The organism is Synechococcus sp. MIT2312, assembly GCF_059772315.1.
This window is the reverse complement of the sequence record NZ_CM186281.1, coordinates 1647899-1665523: the sequence shown is the minus strand read 5'-3', so window position 1 is coordinate 1665523 and position 17625 is coordinate 1647899. Positions and strand designations below refer to the sequence as shown.

The 17625-nt window shown below is 55.4% G+C and carries 13 protein-coding genes; 6 read left to right on the top strand and 7 right to left on the bottom strand.

From position 1 onward, the window contains the following. The first annotated feature begins 31 nt into the window (after positions 1-31). The gene (locus AC6EI9_RS09505) at positions 32-487 is read left to right on the top strand and encodes a DUF8661 family protein (protein ID WP_498467553.1); all 456 of its coding nucleotides are present in this window, start codon (positions 32-34) and stop codon (positions 485-487) included. 82 nt (positions 488-569) lie between these two features. Here the strand turns inward: AC6EI9_RS09505 and AC6EI9_RS09500 are convergent, their stop codons facing one another. Beyond that, on the bottom strand, positions 570-3092 hold the full coding sequence (locus AC6EI9_RS09500) for a glycogen/starch/alpha-glucan phosphorylase (RefSeq protein ID WP_498467552.1): 2523 nt from the start codon (positions 3090-3092) through the stop codon (positions 570-572). Between the two features lie 233 nt (positions 3093-3325). Here AC6EI9_RS09500 and AC6EI9_RS09495 point away from each other — a divergent pair, with 233 nt between their 5' ends. Then, positions 3326-4720 (top strand): cation:proton antiporter, encoded by a 1395-nt coding sequence (locus AC6EI9_RS09495; RefSeq protein WP_498467551.1) that lies wholly within the window; start codon positions 3326-3328, stop codon positions 4718-4720. A gap of 3 nt (positions 4721-4723) precedes the next feature. Here the strand turns inward: AC6EI9_RS09495 and AC6EI9_RS09490 are convergent, their stop codons facing one another. Further along, positions 4724-5032, bottom strand: coding sequence for a hypothetical protein (locus AC6EI9_RS09490; protein ID WP_498467550.1), 309 nt, complete (start codon positions 5030-5032; stop codon positions 4724-4726). Between the two features lie 70 nt (positions 5033-5102). Between AC6EI9_RS09490 and AC6EI9_RS09485 the strand changes: the two genes are divergently transcribed. The 3 genes from AC6EI9_RS09485 to AC6EI9_RS09475 all read left to right on the top strand — a co-directional run bounded on the left by AC6EI9_RS09485 (position 5103) and on the right by AC6EI9_RS09475 (position 8461). Continuing rightward, positions 5103-6029 (top strand): alpha/beta fold hydrolase, encoded by a 927-nt coding sequence (locus tag AC6EI9_RS09485; protein ID WP_498467549.1) that lies wholly within the window; start codon positions 5103-5105, stop codon positions 6027-6029. Positions 6030-6065: 36 nt separating this feature from the next. Further along, complete coding sequence (locus AC6EI9_RS09480) at positions 6066-6923, top strand: aldose epimerase family protein (RefSeq protein WP_498467548.1); 858 nt, start codon at positions 6066-6068, stop codon at positions 6921-6923. A gap of 62 nt (positions 6924-6985) precedes the next feature. Next, positions 6986-8461: a four-carbon acid sugar kinase family protein gene (locus AC6EI9_RS09475; protein WP_498470003.1), complete on the top strand. Its 1476-nt coding sequence runs from the start codon at positions 6986-6988 to the stop codon at positions 8459-8461. Between the two features lie 104 nt (positions 8462-8565). Here AC6EI9_RS09475 and AC6EI9_RS09470 read toward each other — a convergent pair whose 3' ends face one another. The 4 genes from AC6EI9_RS09470 to AC6EI9_RS09455 form a co-directional block, all read right to left on the bottom strand. Beyond that, entirely contained in the window at positions 8566-9741 is a 1176-nt protein-coding gene (locus tag AC6EI9_RS09470; protein ID WP_498467547.1) for an alpha-hydroxy acid oxidase, read from the bottom strand. Positions 9742-9856: 115 nt separating this feature from the next. Then, positions 9857-11563 carry a D-lactate dehydrogenase gene (gene dld / locus AC6EI9_RS09465; protein WP_498467546.1) on the bottom strand — a complete coding sequence of 569 codons (1707 nt, stop codon included), beginning with the start codon at positions 11561-11563 and terminating at the stop codon, positions 9857-9859. Positions 11564-11990: 427 nt separating this feature from the next. Next, complete coding sequence (locus AC6EI9_RS09460; RefSeq protein WP_498467545.1) at positions 11991-13769, bottom strand: hypothetical protein; 1779 nt, start codon at positions 13767-13769, stop codon at positions 11991-11993. A gap of 129 nt (positions 13770-13898) precedes the next feature. Continuing rightward, the gene (locus tag AC6EI9_RS09455; RefSeq protein WP_498467544.1) at positions 13899-15323 is read right to left on the bottom strand and encodes an NADP-dependent isocitrate dehydrogenase; all 1425 of its coding nucleotides are present in this window, start codon (positions 15321-15323) and stop codon (positions 13899-13901) included. 91 nt (positions 15324-15414) lie between these two features. Here AC6EI9_RS09455 and AC6EI9_RS09450 point away from each other — a divergent pair, with 91 nt between their 5' ends. Continuing rightward, positions 15415-16353, top strand: a complete 939-nt coding sequence (locus tag AC6EI9_RS09450) for a glycosyltransferase family 2 protein (RefSeq protein WP_498467543.1) — start codon at positions 15415-15417, stop codon at positions 16351-16353. On the opposite strand, the gene AC6EI9_RS09445 is transcribed toward AC6EI9_RS09450, so the two are convergent. Next, the gene (locus AC6EI9_RS09445; RefSeq protein WP_498467542.1) at positions 16341-17615 is read right to left on the bottom strand and encodes a ChbG/HpnK family deacetylase; all 1275 of its coding nucleotides are present in this window, start codon (positions 17613-17615) and stop codon (positions 16341-16343) included. The genes AC6EI9_RS09450 and AC6EI9_RS09445 overlap by 13 nt on opposite strands. Between the last annotated feature and the right edge of the window lie 10 nt (positions 17616-17625).

Below are 17625 nucleotides of genomic sequence, written 5' to 3'. Positions count from 1 at the left end.
GTCATGATGGTTCTCGAGCTTCGGGTTCCACGTGCCAGAAGAACCCTGCCAATGCCCCGACTGTCAACGCTTCTACAGAGAGCACGACAGGTTGATCCGCGAGAATCCCACCCTCCGTCAGCAGCAGGAATTGAGCTGGGCAGCTCTTCAAGCCTTCCGCACACTCTCAGGCCGTGTGCTGGAAGACCTTCAGAAGCAGCACGGTCCTCGCTCCAGTGATGGCCAGGTGCATGCCACTCCTGTTGGCAGTGCTGATGAGCCCACGGATGCTCTTCAGCAGGCTATGGCTGATATGGAGAACATCAACGCGCATCTTTTCTCGATTGAGGCGTTAATGGAACGGATCTTTGATGTCCGCGTTCCTGAGGATATTGAGCAGAAATTCCGTGAATTGGCTGGCGAGCTGGCGCCTGATCCACTCAATGCTGATCGGCTGCGGTTAAACCGGCTTCTCCACCAAACCCCAGATTTGCCTGATCACAACTGAGAATCTGAACAAGACGAATCTGAATAAAACACCCTTGAAGGCCCTGGTTGTTGATCAGGGCCTTTTTGTTTTATGAGAGACCTCAGCGGATGTCGCAGGTGATGTCCACAGGCATCGGCTCCACGTTCCAGATTTCACGGCAGTAATCGCGGATGGAGCGATCCGAGGAGAAGAAACCTGTGCGAGCCACGTTCAGCACACTCATCCGGTTCCAGTGCATGCGATCCGTCCAGGCGCGGCTGACCGCATCCTGAGCTCTCAGATAGGCCGCGAAGTCGGCCATCACGAAGAACGGGTCGTTGCCGGTGAGATTGTCCAGCAGTGGTCTGAACAGTTCACCGTCGCCATTACTGAAGTGACCCATCTCAATCAGGCGGATGGCTTCTGCCAGCTCGGGAATCGCTCCGATCACCTCGCGAGGGCGGTAGCCGCTCTTTTTGAGCGCAGCGATCTCTTCCACTGTCTTGCCGAACAGGAAGAAGTTCTCTGAGCCCACACGATCGCGGATCTCCACATTGGCCCCATCGAGGGTGCCGATGGTGAGCGCCCCGTTCATGGCGAATTTCATGTTGCCGGTGCCGGAGGCTTCCTTGCCAGCCGTGGAGATCTGTTCGGAGAGATCAGAGGCTGGATAGACCTGCTCACCCAGCTTGACGTTGTAGTCCGGCAGGAAGACCACACGCAGGCGGCCGTCCATATCGGGATCGGCGTTGATCGTTTCGGCGATGCCGTTGATGAAGCGGATGATCAGCTTGGCCATGTAGTAACCAGGCGCTGCTTTGCCGCCGAAGATCACTGTGCGTGGAGCCAATCCATCGGCCTGGCCGTTCTTGATGCGCAGGTACTGGGTAATGATCTGCAGCGCATTCAGGTGCTGGCGCTTGTATTCGTGGATGCGCTTGACCTGCACATCAAACAGGCTGGAGGGATCCACCAGAACACCGGTGTTGCGGTGGATGTAGCTGGAGAGCTTGCGCTTCACCGAGAGCTTGGTGTCGCCCCATTGCTCGAGAAATCCATGGTCGTGCTGACGTTCTTCGAGGCAGCGCAACCGATCCATGTCGGTGACCCACTCCGGTCCCACGTGTTCATCGAGCAGCGCCGAGAGCTCGGGGTTGGAGAGGGCCACCCAGCGACGAGGCGTGACGCCATTGGTCACGTTTGTGAATTTTTCGGGCCACAGCGCGGCGAATTCCGGCATCAACTGCTGTTTGACCAGGTCGGAGTGCAGAGCTGCAACGCCATTCACATGATGTGCGCCGATGGTGGCCAGGTGGGCCATGCGCACGGCCTTGCCGCCATCCTCATCAATGATCGAAAGTTTGCGTTGAATGGCATCGTTTCCTGGATAGCGGAGGCGCACCTGCTGCAGGAAGCGACGGTTGATCTCGTAGATCAGCTCGAGGTGGCGTGGCAGCAGGCTGCTGAACAGGTCCAAATCCCACTTCTCCAGCGCTTCAGGCAGGAGAGTGTGGTTGGTGTAGGCCACCGAGCGGCTGGTGATGTCCCAGGCTTTGTCCCACTCCAGGTGGCGGTCGTCGATCAACAGACGCATCAGCTCGGCCACAGCGATGGCGGGGTGCGTGTCGTTCAGCTGAACGGTCCAGTGCAGGGGGAAGTCCTCCACGGGCAACCCGCGGCTGTCGAGGCTGCGCAGCATGTCCTGCAGGGAGCAGGACACAAAGAAGTGCTGCTGTTTCAGGCGCAGGCGACGTCCCTCATCGGTGCCGTCGTTGGGGTATAGCACCTTGGAGAGGGTTTCGCTTCCCACCTTTTCCTCCACGGCGCCGTAGTAATCGCCGATGTTGAAGGCATAGAAGTCGAAGCTTTCGGTGGCATCCGCTCGCCAGAGACGCAGGCGATCGCAGGTATTCACGCGATAACCGAGCACCGGCACATCGTGAGGAACGCCGATCGCATGTTCCGAGGGGATCCAGCGCGAGCGGTAGTTGCCCTTGTCGTCGATGTAGCTCTCCGTGCGGCCGCCGAAGCCCACGAAGCAGGCTTCATCGGGTTGGGGCAACTCCCAGGGCCAGCCACCCTTCAGCCACTTGTCGGTGACCTCCACCTGCCAACCGTCGCGGATCAGTTGGTCGAAGATGCCGAACTCGTAGCGAATGCCATAGCCGGTGGCAGGAATTTCAAGGCTGGCCAGCGATTCCATGTAGCAGGCCGCCAGACGGCCGAGCCCGCCGTTGCCAAGGCCGGGTTCCTCTTCGACTTCAAGAATCGGTTGCAGCGATTCGATCCCGAAGCGTTTAAGCGCCTCTTCCGCTTCCTTTTGGATGCCCAGGTTGAGCAAATTGTTGGCCAGCTGTGGACCGATCAGAAACTCAGCCGAGAGATAGGCCACGGTTTTCTGGGGTCTGGCGCGGATCGCTTCCTTGCTGGCCAGAAAGCGCGTCATCAAGCGGTCGCGCACTGCGTAGCTCAGCGCCATGTAGAGGTCATGGGGGCTGGCCGATGGTGCGAGTTTGCCGAGCGTGAAGAACAAGTGCTCGGTCATTCCATCGAACACGGAATCGGCATCGAGCCCAGCTCGTTCCGGATCCACGGAACATCCCGGAGTCGGTAATCGCAGGTCGAGGGGCTCGGAGGTGCTCATCGCTTCTCGGGATATCTCTTGAGGTTGGCTCGGATCGCACCCTTAATGCAGGAAATTCAGGGTTTCCAGTCAGACCATCTATCTCTTTTGGTGCAAGTTTGTAGATCGTTAGCTCTGTGCAGCTGCACTCTCAGGATCAGTTCAGGGCGTGATGCTCTCGCTGAAGCGGCAGCTTGAGCATTGCGGAAACCCGTTTAGGGATAAGGTCCCACCGAGAGGAATCAACATTTCTGATGCTCGCTGCTGCGATGCCGCCCTTACTCACGCCATTGCTGGCTGAGATTTCGCCTCATGATCTGGAGATGGCGGAAACCCTGATCGGGGTGGCCCGATTTGTGCTGATCTTCGTGGCAGCCCGCGTTCTTGCCGAAGTGTTGGTGCGTCTACAGTTGCCCACGATCCTCGGTGAGCTGCTGGCCGGTGTGCTGATCGGTGCTTCCGGACTGCATCTGCTGGTGCCGCCGGAAACCCAGGTGGAGCTCAGTCAAGGGTTGGTGGGGCTGGTCAGCGGACTGGTCAATGTCCCCCCGGAAGTGGTTCCGGAGATCTACAGCGAAAGTTTCCCTTCGCTGGAGTCGGTGGCTGAGCTGGGTCTCTATGCCTTGTTGTTTCTCACCGGTCTGGAGAGTGAGCTGGAGGAACTGATTGCTGTCGGCGCCCAGGCCTTCACCGTGGCTGTCGCTGGTGTGGTGCTGCCCTTCGCCTTTGGCACCTGGGGCCTGATGGCGATTTTTCACGTGGATGCGATTCCGGCAATTTTTGCCGGTGCCTCGATGACGGCCACCAGCATCGGCATTACCGCCAGCGTGTTTGGTGAGCTGGGATATCTCAAAACCCGTGAAGGTCAGATCGTGATCGGCGCTGCCGTTCTCGATGACATCCTCGGCATCGTGATCCTGGCCATCGTGGTGGCCCTGGCTGGCGGGGGCTCCCTGGAGATCGGCCCGATCGTGAAGCTGGTGGCTGCTGCTGCCGTGTTCGTTGTGGCGGCCATTGGCCTCAGCCGTACTGCCGCACCGGCATTTGACTGGTTGATCGACAAGCTCAAGGCCCCTGGCGAGGTGCTGGTGGCCTCCTTTGTGATCCTGGCCATCAGTTGTTTCGCAGCGACGGCGATCGGTCTGGAGGCTGCTCTGGGCGCTTTTGCTGCCGGTCTGATTCTCAGCAGCTCGAAGCACAACCGCGCCATTCAGGAGGCGGTTCTGCCGATCGTGACGCTGTTCGCCACGGTGTTTTTCGTACTGGTCGGCGCGGGGATGGATCTCTCTGTGATCAATCCATCCGATCCCTCCAGCAAGACAGCTCTGATCGTTGCCGGCTTTCTGCTGGTGGTGTCGATCATCGGCAAGATTGCCTCGGGCTGGGCCTTTGTCAGCAAGCAACCCACCCGGCGCCTGGTTGTGGGCCTGGGCATGATGCCCCGAGGTGAAGTCGGCCTGATCTTCCTGGGTCTTGGCACCAGCGCCAAGCTGCTGTCTCCCTCTCTCGAGGCGGCCATCCTGTTGATGGTGATCGGCACAACCTTCCTGGCTCCCGTGCTTCTGCGTCTGGTGATCGGCGACGACAAACCCGACGATGACGACAAGGTTGATGACGAGGTGGCCGCTGATCCTGTGGGTCTCCTCTGAACCTCATTCCTTCCGCGCCAGGGACAGAAACAGACTCCAGCCGATGGTGATCAGCGCCAGGCTTGACGCCCAGCCAGGACCCAGAGCCCAACCCAACAGCAGTTGGATCACCACGCCAACGGTGAGTGCCAGCAGCAAGCTGCTGATCACCAAGGCGACCTGCCGCCATTCTGCGCTGAGCGGACCGCTCTCGAGGCTCGCTTCAAAGCGGCTCAGTGGTGCGCTCAGTGGCAGATAGACGGCAATGGCCCAGAACAGGCCACCGCTGAGTGTGCTGCTCTGCAGAAGCATGCCTGTGGTCTGATCGAGCATCGCGGCGATATCGGCCCGGCAGGTCGATGGCGAAAAAGGATGCTTAGCATCGCCGCCCGAAGCAAAAGTTGTGGTGAGCGAGGCCCAGCAGCCCTGGTGGCAGTTCCAAGGTCATGCCGTGCATGGTCTCTGTGTTGGGCCTGATCCAGAGTCGGACCATCGCGAGCGTCCTGCTGTGTTGCTTGTGCATGGTTTTGGCGCTTCCACCGATCATTGGCGCCACAACATCCCAGTGCTGGCAAGCACGTATGAGGTTCATGCCATCGATCTGCTCGGTTTTGGTCGCAGTGCCAAGCCTGAAGGTCTGGCCTATGGCGGTGCTCTCTGGCGTGATCAGTTGGTGGCCTACGTGCGTGAACGCATTGGCCGCCCCACAGTGATCGCAGGCAATTCACTGGGTGGTTTTGCTGCTCTTGCCGCTGGAGCTGAGTTGGGGGATGAAGCGGCCGGTGTTGTCTTGCTGAACGCGGCTGGCCCTTTCAGCGATGAGCAGTCGGCGAAACCCAAAGGCTGGTGGCCGAGTGCACGGCGCTCGATCAGCTCAGCACTTCTGAAGAATCCTGTCCTGCAGCGGCTGCTGTTTGAGAACCTCAGGCGACCCGCCACGATTCGCCGCACCCTCAATCAGGTGTACATCGATAAGACCAACGTTGATGACTGGTTGGTCGAGGCCATTCGTCGCCCTTCTCTCGATACCGGTGCTTTCGGAGTGTTCCGCACCGTGTTCGATATCCCCCGCGGACAGCCGTTGGATGAGTTGTTCGCTTGTCTGAAGTCTCCCTTGTTGTTGCTGTGGGGTATCCGCGATCCCTGGATCAACGCTGCAGGCCGTCGGGCCAGCTTCCAACGCCATGCTCCTGCCGCCACCACCGAGGTGGTGCTTGAAGCCGGTCATTGTCCGCATGATGAGGTGCCGGATCAGGTGAATGCGGCATTGCTGGAGTGGTTGTCGACCCTTGCCGGGGAAAACAAGCATGATCTGCAGCCTTCCCGGTAGTTTCTGGCCAATCTTGGGTGTCCCGGTCCTGTGGCCATGACCTTTCGCCAACAGTCCGCTCCCTACGCCCACTGGGAGTTTGTGCATCCCAGCAGTGGCGATCGCTTGCGGGTGGTGCCCGAACGTGGTGGCCTGGTCACGGAATGGCTCTGCAACGGCCGCGAGATGCTCTATTTCGACCAGGAGCGCTACGCCGATCCAGCCAAGAGCATCAGGGGTGGCATTCCGGTGCTGTTTCCAATCTGCGGCAATCTGCCGAATGATTGCCTGCCGCTCGCCAGTGGAGACTTCACCCTCAAGCAGCACGGTTTTGCCCGTGACCTGCCCTGGCAGATCGCGTTGTTGGCTGATCAGAGTGGCGTGATGCTTTCCCTCGAGGACTCTGCAGACACCCGCAAGGCCTATCCCTTTGGATTCAGGATCCAGATGGAGATCAGGCCGCTCAATGCTGCTCTCGAGATCTCCATCAGCATCAGCAACAGCTCCGAGGCTGAGACCGAGCCGATGCCCTTCAGCTTTGGACTTCATCCTTATTTCAATGTGAGTGATCTCTCCCGCAGTGCAGTGGAAGGTCTGCCGGGCCGTTGTTTCAATCATCTGGAGATGGCTGAAGCCGAGACTGCCGCTCAGTTGAGACGCCTGGCTGAGGGGGTTGACTTCCTCGCGCACGCCACTGGACCGGTGACGCTGGTGGATGAACAGGCAGGCACCCGGTTGCAGCTCCAGCATCACGAGCCCATGGATCTCACGGTGGTTTGGACCGAGCCTCCTCGATCGATGGTTTGCCTTGAGCCCTGGACAGGCCCGCGGCAGGCGCTGATCAGCGGTGATCGAAGGCTGCAGCTGGGCGTTGGCGAGAGCACCACGCTCTCCTGCCGCTACAGCGTCAGCTGACGCATGCTCATGCACAGGAACAGGCATTGGCGAAGCCCAAGGGCCGCTGGCGGACCGCTGCCGTGAGCAGGGTCGAAACTGCAGCGGCCGAGGCTGCCTGGAAGATTGTGGTGATCGACGACGATCCCACCGGATCCCAAACGGTGCATAGCTGTCCCTTGCTGCTGCGCTGGGATATACAGACCCTGCGCCAGGGACTGCGGCACCCTTCTCCGTTGCTGTTCGTGTTGGCGAACACCCGTGCTCTGGTGCCGGAGGCAGCCGCTGCACGCAATCGTGAGATTGTTGCTTCGCTTGCGCAAGCTCTTGCAGCGGAGGGGATCGCTGACCAGCAATTGCTGCTGGTCAGCAGGGGGGACTCCACCCTGCGTGGTCATGGGGTGCTTGAGCCCGCTGTGCTGGCGGCGGAGCTGGCTGATCGCTTCGGTGCGGTGCAGGCCACGCTGCATGTGCCTGCGTTTCTGCCCGGTGGACGCACCACCGTGAATGGGGTGCACCTGCTCCATGGTCAACCGGTCCATACGACCCCCTTCGCACGCGACCGCAGCTTCGGTTTCAGCACCAGTTGTCTGGATGCATGGCTGGAGGAAAAGAGTGGCGGCGCTATCGCAGCTGCTTCGGTGCTGCGCTTGCAGGGGCAGCAGCTCGACGATGCTGCTGCTCAAAGGAAGGGCGATCCCTGCACTGATCGCTCGAACGGATTCACAGCGCTGGTGAGCTGGCTTGAGGCGCTGGATGGCAATTGTTCAGTGATCGTGGATGCCGAGAGGCAAGAGCAACTGGATGCACTTGGGGCGGCAGTGCACCATTTGCGGGGCAGACGCAGATTCCTGTTTCGTTCAGCGGCCAGCCTGATCAATGGGCTGGTAGACGGGGGCAGACAGCCACTCGGTCCGCAGCCTCTCAAGGTCGATGATCTGGTGAAGCTGCGTCGTTGTGGTTCAGAGGGCACGTTGCTTCCTGGGCTCGTCGTGGTGGGCTCCCATGTGCCTCTGGCAGACCAGCAGCTGGAGGTTTTGCTTGGCGAATCAGGGTGCACTGGCCTTGAGCTGCCGGTGGTCCGGATCGCCAGGGTGCTTGAAGGGGGTACCCCAGATCTGTTGCTGGCTGATCTGGAGCTGGAATGGCTGGACTGGATTCGGGTGGTTCTGGATCGGCAACAAACACCTGTGCTCTACACCAGTCGTGGGGAGTTGCAGTTCGGTGAGGGGCCGGCCGCCGACCGTCGTCGTTTGCGCTTTGGCATGGCTCTTGCTCAGCTCACAGCACGGCTGGTAGCGGCGATCGCTCCACAGCTGGGCTATCTGATCAGCAAGGGAGGGATCACCACAGGCAGCGTGCTCGCTGATGGGCTGGGCCTGGGAACAGTGCTGCTGGAGGGTCAGTTAATGCCGGGGCTTTCGATGGTGCGGCCGATGCCTGAAGACGGCATCGCTGGTGTGAGTGGTCTGCCTGTGATCACATTTCCCGGCAATCTCGGTGATGGTCAAACACTTGTGAAGGCCTGGAGATTGATGGAACAACTTGAAGCTGGCTAATGGCAATCGATTGTTCAGACCAGGTCAAGTTGTCGTATTAATAATTCGGTAGAGCTGAAATCACGAATGGTCGTTGCCAGGATCTTTGGCCTGATGCTGCTTGTTCAGCATCCCCAGGATTGAGGGGTTTGAATGTATGAATGGTCAAGTTTGTGAACTGAATCACAGCCCAGCAATTTCATCGTTCTGACGATGTCTGTTCTCAAGATTTCGATGGCACGTGCAACGCCAGGGCCACCTCCAGCAGCAAGCCCGTAGGCATATGCTCTGCCAATCAGCACGCCTTTGGCTCCCAGGCAATAAGCCTTTACGACGTCACTGCCTCGTCGGATGCCACCATCCATCAAGACATCGATCTCTCCGTTCACGGCCTTAACAATTTCAGGCAGAACACGAATCGTTGGTGCAACGCTGTCCAGTTGTCGAGCACCATGATTGGATACAACCACAGCGTCGACTCCAAGGTCGACGGCTTTGCGAGCATCGTCACCAATATGAACTCCTTTGATGATTAATTTGCCTCCCCAGGCCTCGCGGATCCATTTGAGATCGTCCCAAGTGACAACAGATTGCTCCAGTGCTGGTCCGATTTCGGTGTATCCCATCGGTCCATTCTCAAGGACCACATTGGGGAAATTCATTAACCCTCCATCTCCGAACCACTGACTCAGCCAGCAAGGCTTTGCCAACATCTGCGGCAGAAATGGCAGCATCGTCAGAGGATTCTGAGACAGCAGTTCTTTGGTTCCGTTGCGAACATCGAGCTCACGCAAGCCAGAGACAGGCGTATCGATGGTGAGCACGATCGCTGAAAATCCAGCTGATTTTGCACGTTCAATCGTTTTAAGAGCGACGTCTCGACCTCCAAGCAGGTAAAGCTGATACCAGGCAGGACAATCAGTCGCCTGTTTCACATCTTCCAGTCGGCATCCTGAAAGTGTCGAGAGGGTATATCCAGTGCCTGCTTTACCTGCTTCTCTTGCAGCAATAACTTCTCCTTGAGGATAAAACATTCTGCTGCTGCCAACAGGACCAAGCAGGAACGGAAGTTCAAACTGTTGACCCAGGACTGAAATCTTTAATTCAACATCAGGGGTCGCAACAGCACAACGTGGCCTGAATAGGATTTCATTGTAGGCGCTGCAATTCTGCGAAAGAGTCTGCTCCCTGTCGGCACCACTGTCAATATAGCCAAAAACCATTTTTGGCAAACGTTTCTTGGCAAGATCACGGAGGTCCGAGACATTGACCACGCGTGGGGCGGAAACGTTTTGATTCATCCCAGGCAGTGGATAACATTCAGTCTGATGAGTTTACCCCTTAATGACGAATCAGAGGTTTTCTGATGAAGTTCTGCATATCAGCTCTTTTCTCGAATTATCCTGGAGTCAAGCGTTACTGATAGTCCTTTGACTTTGACATCTTGCCGATTCCGGGGTTGAAGCTGTTGGTTGGATCTATTTTTTTATAAAAATTGGAGAGATCTGTTTCGGCTTTGTACAAGTGACCAACGTTGTGTTCAGCAGGATATTTAGCACCTGATTGATCAAGCAGATCTAAAATTTGCTTTTTTAATTTGGCTGTATCGATCCCTTTCTTTACTACAAAGTCCCAGTGAAAGACCATGCAGAGGAAATGTGCCATCTGGAACGATTCGGCCATCTGCGAGAGAATTTCTTCAGGAAGAATCTCGTGCCATGTTTCGCAGTTGCGGGGCAAGGCAACATCAAGCGGTAGCAGTTCGCCAGAAGCTTCTTGGTTTAAGATCTGATAGCGCGCTGGTGCGTTTCCAGCGACATAGCGATGCAATAATGCAGCTTTGCCTTCTGTTTCACTGCATTCAAAATAGGCACGATTTTCATTATTTTTCCAATTTTTTTCGAGAAATTCTAGAGTTTCTTTGATTGATTGGTCGCTTGCAAGAATAATCATATGGTGTTCATATTGGTTGCGAAATGATCTCATTCTTGCTGGAAGATGATCAGGTGTGAGTCGAGAGATGCATTGCAGCGTTCTGTCGGAAAAATGATCTTGAAACAGTGTTGTTGGCCATTGGGAAACGATTCGATCGACGTTTCGCTTGATTCCGAATAGCTTAGGAATGAATCCAGTGCCAAAATATTTTATTGCTAGATAAGCATCTTTGCAATAAAGATCAGCGCCGTCAAAATAACTGCGATGAAGATATTCACCCATGTCCGGCAGAACTTTGAAGTTGGTAAGGATCTGTTTGCGTAGTTCGGTTAGGTCTTTAGGCTGATTGGTTCCCAGGTAAAAGACTTTTTCTTGTTTGGGTTTGGGAAATGTATCGAGACGGACCGCAAAGACTGCCAGTTTTCCTGCGCAACCGCTGGCTTCACGTAAGCGCCTGCTGTCAGCATTGAATCGTGCAGGAACTGACGATGTGATCTCTCGGACCCGCTTCTGGTACTCATGGTCAGATGCCAGTCGCTCGCAATCTGCTAACTCTTCTGTGTTGAAATCAGCTTGTTGAAGAGTGGTCAGAATTTCTTCGGGGGTTATTCCAAGTTCGATGCCGAGATGATTCACCAACTCGAGATCACCCTTGCGATTGAGTTGGGCGAAGAGTGAGTATTCAGTGTATGCGGGGCCTCGATTTACAAGATTTCCGCCCGAGTTATTGCAGATCCCCCCGACGACGGACGCGCCAATGCACGATGAACCAATGACTGAGTGAGGGCCTCGACCGAGGGGGGAGAGCTCTTCTTCCAGTTGATATAAACTAGAGCCAGCAAATGCAACAACCTGAGTTCCACCTCTGAGTAATATTAATTGATTCAGATTTAATGTGTTGATGATCACGATATCCCTGTCATAGTTATTCCCGTCGGGAGTTGATCCACCGGTTAGGCCAGTGTTCGCAGCCTGAAGAATGATGATCTTGTCGAGCTTCACGCATAGTTCCAGTGTTTGCCACAGCTGCAACAGAGTCTTCGGGATCACCACTGCACAGGCATTCCCCTGGCCAACGCGAATTCCAGTTCGATAGGGTTTGGTTTGTTCGGGGCTGGTGAGAACCTGCTGTCGCCCGACGAGAGCAATCAAGCCATTCTCCAGTTCCTGTAATCGGTCCTGTCTCATCGTGGTGCGGTTCGATCCGCATCTTGAGCCTGTATTGAAGAATCTATTCGATCAGCTCCAGTTTGTTTGGCGTTGCTGTATCGATTAACCACTTTCTTCAGACTTCAGCTGATTCAGTTTTTGAGGCTTGATGCGTCATTGATGTCTGTGGATGTTGTGCGTCTTCACCAGCATCCTGAATTTTTCCGTTGAATCGTTTTTTGTTTGAGCATGCTCTGAGGATGCTGTGAAGCTCTCTTGTCTTTTTGCCTGGGCCCCTGTTCTTCTTCAGCTGATTTCTTCGATGTGTGAATGATTTAGTCCTTGTGGTTTGGATTCAATTGGTGGTCGCTTGGACTTAATCTTATTGATGTATCGATTCAGGCTCTAGAATCTTCTTTGTATTGGATGTTCGGCTTTTGATTGAATAGCTTAAGGGGATTCTGCTTTAAGAATTGATTTCAGTGATTCTGAGAATCAGGCCGCTTCGCTGGGTTGGGTTGTGGCGATAAATTATTTTAGTTTCCATATTTTTCAAGATTGGCTTGAGTACGTCGATGTCTCTATCGAGGTTGGCTATAAGATCTCCTTTTTTTGGTGTGTAGATCTTTCCTTTTCCAGCTCCATCCTTAACGATGAACTCAGCACGTACAGGTTCGTATTCAATCAGTGATTTGTAGGGAATTCGATTCAAGTGGCGCTCAGAAGACAGTCTTGAGTCTTGATGGATGATGATGTTCACATCATCTCCTGTTTCGCGAATTTTTAAGCTGACTTTGTACAGCTTTTCGTAAGTTGTTTGTACAGTGGCTTGTTCAAGCTTTTGCTCCGATAGCTTGTTTGAAAAAGTATTTGCCGTGGTTGTATGGTCAATTCCCAGGATCAGGACTGATGTCAGTGCGGCTCCACTGAGATTGATCATGGGCTTGTTTTTAAGGCGATTGTTCCGTTCGATTGCCTGAATCCAGAGCCATCCAATGTTGATGGTTGCGATGAGTTGAAATGGAAGGGCAAGGTAGCTGGTGGCGTTAAATTTGTAAGTCAATCCGAGTGCTGTGGCATAAGCAAATCCGGCAACATTAATTCCGTCTAAAAGATTGAAACGTGTTTTGTCTTTTTGAATGAGTGCAACGCGCGTTAGCGCAATCATCGCAAAGACGTAAACACGGAAATCAAGGATGATTTTGTGCGTAGTGTCTTCGTTGTATGCGCCTTCTACCGCGTAGCCGCTTGGTATTAATGCCAAATAGATGTAGCTAGTTGTGAATATGAGGATTAGGCTTATAAGCCATTGTTCAAGCTTGTTGTCTTGTGGAACTTCTTTTCGAGAGACTATCGTTTGATCATCTTTATGCTTATAGATTTTATCCGCCAGCCAGAGGGAGCCTGCAGGAATGATAAAGAGCACAATGGCAATATCTTTGATATAGATTCCTAGTAATGCCCATAGAATAGTTAGGAACTTCGACGACGATTTTCTCGTGTTGCGATAGTCAAGATAGGACGTGATGTAGAGCATGAAGATTAGACAAAGCAACCGCTCGCAATAGATCACATGAAAGAATGCGGTTCCTGTGGAAGGGTGAATGAGGAATAGACAGGTGATAAGAAGAATCGCGGACTGTTGAGCTGGTTTCCCGGCTTGTAGGCCATTGAGGAATTTGATGGTTAGCGCAACGATGCCGATTAACTCAGCAGCACTCAATAACATCCAGGTTTTGATGTGGATGGTGAACCAGCTCAGAATATGAAGGTCCTGATGAGCAAGTGGAAAGAAGCGGTAGTCGCTTCTGCGCATGGTTTCATCGACGAAGCTCTGTCGGATGGAGAAGTTTTCTAGAAAATGGCCCTTCACCAAGTCTGGGTACCAACCTGTCATGTCTTTGTACAGGTAGGTTGTGCCTGAAATCATCCCTATGGTGTAAACCATGATCAGGATTGTGGTGATCGGATTTTTTTTGACAAATTGCAGAATATTGCCAACAGTTTGACTGTTTTTATCTCGCTTGCTGAGTTGTTCTTTGTGCTTGTTCTTGTAGATCTGGTAAATCAGGTAACCCATTGCAAGGAGCAGAAGGATTAGCCAGATTTCATGTGTGATTTGTTGGTATTGGCGTAGAAGTGTTCGACCTTGTTTCGAGTCTGGTGGAGGTAGTGCATCTTGGTGTTGCTGAATCCATTGCCAGAGTCCAATTCCGATTGCACTGAGAGCAGTCAGTGCAGCCACAAGCTTGATCAGCATGTGGGTACTGCAACTGTCACTTTTGGCGCAAACTCGTCCACTCATGAAATTGTGATGATTGGTGAGCTTGATCGGTGATTCACGCCGGGATTACTCGTTCAGTTCACGCACTTCTCAGAAGTGTTGAATCACCGCATCAGCAAAACCACTGCAGCTCACAGGTTCGACCGGCGGGTCCATCAGTCGGGCCAGGTCATAGGTGACCTGCTGGTCAGCGATGGCTGCACTGAGGCCTTTGGTGACCAGATCGGCGGCTTTCTGCCATCCGAGAAACTCCAGCATCATTACTCCGCTCAGGATGACTGAGCCAGGGTTGATGCGGTCGAGTCCGGCATGTTTTGGTGCCGTGCCGTGTGTTGCCTCAAAGATTGCTGCTGTTTCACCGATGTTTGCGCCCGGGGCCATCCCCAGGCCACCCACCATTGCGGCGGCTGCATCGGAGATGTAATCACCATTGAGATTGAGGGTGGCCAGGATCGAATATTCCTGAGGTCGTGTCTGGATCTGCTGGAAGATGCTGTCGGCGATGCGGTCATCGACCATCACCATCTTCTTCCATTTGCCGCCTCCATGACTCGCCCCGATTGTGTCGATCACGCTTTGAACTTCTGAGTCGATTTCAGCCTTCTTTTCGGGTGTGAGGCTGTCGTAGCCGGGCTCGATCATGCGCGCGTTGGATTGCGCACTCAAGCCAGGATCTTGATCCAGGTTCCCGAGGATCCAGCTTTCCCGCTCGGTGATGCAAACGTTGCGAAATTCAGTTGTTGCCAGCTCGTAACCCCAGTCGCGGAATGCACCTTCGGTGAACTTCATGATGTTGCCCTTGTGCACCAAGGTGACGTGGCGTTTGTCGCCTTCCAGGCGCAGGGCGTGTTGAATCGCTTTGCGGATGTGACGTTGGCTGCCGTGCTTGCTCACCGGCTTGATGCCGATCCCTGAGCCTTCAGGAATCTGGCGCTTGCCGAGTTTGCCATTGGCAGGAATCACCACTTCATTCAGGTGCTTGCGAAGCTCCTGACCCACAACGTCATTGGCTTCCCACTCCACACCCATGTAGATGTCTTCGGTGTTTTCCCGATAGACGATCACATCAAGATCCTGCGGTCGTTTGTGCGGACTTGGTGTGCCCTCGTAGTAACGACAGGGACGCACGCAGGAGTACAGGTCAAAGATTTGGCGGAGCGCCACATTCAGTGATCGGATGCCTCCGCCAACAGGGGTGGTGAGGGGGCCTTTGATGGCAACGCCGTAGGTGCGGATCGCTTCGAGGGTGTCTTCGGGCAGGTATTGATAGGTGCCGTAGCGATCACAGGCCTCATCACCGGCGTAGACCTTGAACCATTCGATGGTTTTGTTGCCTGAGTAGGCCTTGGCTACGGCAGCATCCAGCACTTTCTGCGTCGCCGGCCAGATGTCAACGCCCGTTCCATCTCCACGGATGAAGGGAATGATCGGGTTGTCGCTCACGACCGGCTGTCCATTCTCGAAGCGAATCGGCGTTCCCTCTGTGGGGGCTGTGAGCTTCTCGAACTGAGCCATGGCTGGGTTGCCGCCGGGCGACATCACGTTGTCGCGAGCCTATGACTTGAAGGGTGATCCCTAAAGTCACTTTCGATCCGACCTTCATCCCATGCCGAAGTCAGAGGGTGTCTGGGTCGTGGCGGCTTGTTTCAACGAACAGACGGTGATCACGCGTTTTGTGGAGCGCGTGTTGGCAGTGCCTGGTGTGGATCAGTTGGTGCTGATTGACGATGGATCGTCCGACGCAACCGTTGAATGCATCCGCGCCTGGATTCAGGATCATGCGGGTTCGCCAGTGACCTTGCTGGAACTCACCCGTAATTTCGGCAAGGAAGCAGCGATGCTCGCAGGCCTTGACCATGTCAATGGCCGCTGCGGCGCAGCCGTGTTGATTGACTCAGACCTTCAGCATCCCCCCGAGCTGATTGAACAGATGGTGCGCGAATGGCGTGCCGGAGCTGAAGTGGTCACGGCGGTGCGTGATGACCAGGATCAGGAATCTCGCCTCAAGGTCGCCAGCGCGCACTGGTTTTATCGAGTGTTCAACAAAGTGGTGGATTCGATTGAGCTCCAGGAGGGAGCCGGTGATTACCGCCTGCTGGATGCAGCTGTTCTTGACGCAGTCACCCAGTTGCGCGAGTCCAGTCGTTTTTCCAAAGGCCTTCTTCCCTGGACGGGCTATTCGAGCGTGGAGCTGCCTTATCAGAGGGTTGGCCGGCAGGGAGGGCAGACCTCCTGGAGTCCGCTCAAGTTGTTTGGCTACGCGTTCGATGGGATCTTTTCGTTCTCTGTTCTGCCTCTGAAAATGTGGACAGGGATCGGCGTTTTGGTCTCCTCCCTCAGTCTGTTCTATGCCTTGGTGATCATCCTGCGTACGGCCCTGTTTGGTGTGGATGTCGAGGGTTATGCATCCTTGATGGTGGCGGTGCTGTTCATCGGGGGGATTCAGCTGATCGGCATCGGGGTGCTTGGTGAATATGTCGGCCGCATCTATGTGGAAGCGAAGTCACGCCCGCACTACTTCATCCGCCGGGTTCACAAGTCCTGAAGAGCCTGCCATTCGCGCTGTCGCCAGATTGAAGCGGCGAATGTCTGGGATACGGAGAATCCTGCTTTCACCAGATCGAGCTTGAGTGGCGCCCCGGGGTGTGCCAGCAGCAGCGGCGGAGTGGCTCCAGGTTGTGGTTCCACACTGCTGAGCTCCCTCCAGGCAGCAAGGATTGGAGCTCCTGCCATCTGGCCGGTGAACAGCACGCCGGCGAAGCTCTGATTGCTGACAAGCCCGCAGCGCCGGATGGCGGGCCGAGCTCTGCGGCTGAGCAGCTGGAGTATGAGCCACTTCAGCAGTCCTGACTGACGGATGGCTTCTCTCCAATAGCGCAAGGGCAGACCAGTGGGCAGTGGCTCCTCCGTCAGGCGCATCCAGGTGATGCCGTTGTCGCCAGCCCTGGCCAGAGCGGCTTTCAGCACGATCGGCACCAAGTGAATGTGTTGATGGCCATCCAGATGAATGGGTGCATCACCGCAGAAGCTGCGGAAGCTTTTGATTTGGGCGTCTAATTCCAGTCCCAGTTGAGCTTCGATCCGACGGCGGGAGGGATGTCGGCGCGGTAGCAGCGACAGCAACAACCATTGTCCGAACGTTCGCTTCAGATGGCCGTGTGAATCCACAAGGTCAGGCAGCAAAGCGGGGTCAGCGCTCGAGGGTCCTTCGGTCAGGCAGAGGTGCAGACAGATCTGCAGCTGAGGATCGGTCTGTGTCAGCTTCTGCCAAGCGTGAAAGCCGTCGGCTGCGACAGGGCCATTGACCAGCAGGCTGCTGCTGTCCAGCCTTCCTTGACTGGCGAGTTCGAGAATGGCCTGGTTGGTGGCAGGACTGAGTCCGAGATCATCGGCATGGCGTCGTGGCGTGACGAGGCAATCCCTCCGCCGCTTGCTGAACCGTGCCGCCCGTGACCAGATCAGGGCATTCAGCGCAGTGGGTGTGAACACCAGGATGGCAACACGCACTGGCTCGCCCAGCGCGTTGGGCAGGGCGAGAGGCAAGACGCCGCTCACCGTGAGGTTGACCACGTATTGAATGATCAGCCAGCGTCGAGCGAAACGCTGGCCACCTGTTTCCGGGCGGAAGGTGAATCGTGCGTGCCCCAGATAGCCGGCCAGCGATGCTGCAAGAAAGGCCAGGGGATTCGCCAGCCACAGGGGCATGAACAGGCCCAGGCCCAACAACACAAGGGCATGCACGGCTGCGGCCACCACGCCCACCAGTCCATAGAGGCTGAGTCGGGAGCTGAGAGTGCGCGGAATCATGGTCGCAACC

Coding starts and splice junctions, on each gene's coding strand:
- AC6EI9_RS09450 (WP_498467543.1), top strand. CDS start 15,415: ATGCCGAAGTCAGAGGGTGTCTGGGTCGTGGCGGCTTGTTTCAACGAA.
- AC6EI9_RS09470 (WP_498467547.1), bottom strand. CDS start 9,741: ATGAATCAAAACGTTTCCGCCCCACGCGTGGTCAATGTCTCGGACCTC.
- AC6EI9_RS09490 (WP_498467550.1), bottom strand. CDS start 5,032: ATGCTCGATCAGACCACAGGCATGCTTCTGCAGAGCAGCACACTCAGC.
- dld (WP_498467546.1), bottom strand. CDS start 11,563: ATGAGACAGGACCGATTACAGGAACTGGAGAATGGCTTGATTGCTCTC.
- AC6EI9_RS09500 (WP_498467552.1), bottom strand. CDS start 3,092: ATGAGCACCTCCGAGCCCCTCGACCTGCGATTACCGACTCCGGGATGT.
- AC6EI9_RS09495 (WP_498467551.1), top strand. CDS start 3,326: ATGCTCGCTGCTGCGATGCCGCCCTTACTCACGCCATTGCTGGCTGAG.
- AC6EI9_RS09480 (WP_498467548.1), top strand. CDS start 6,066: ATGACCTTTCGCCAACAGTCCGCTCCCTACGCCCACTGGGAGTTTGTG.
- AC6EI9_RS09445 (WP_498467542.1), bottom strand. CDS start 17,615: ATGATTCCGCGCACTCTCAGCTCCCGACTCAGCCTCTATGGACTGGTG.
- AC6EI9_RS09455 (WP_498467544.1), bottom strand. CDS start 15,323: ATGGCTCAGTTCGAGAAGCTCACAGCCCCCACAGAGGGAACGCCGATT.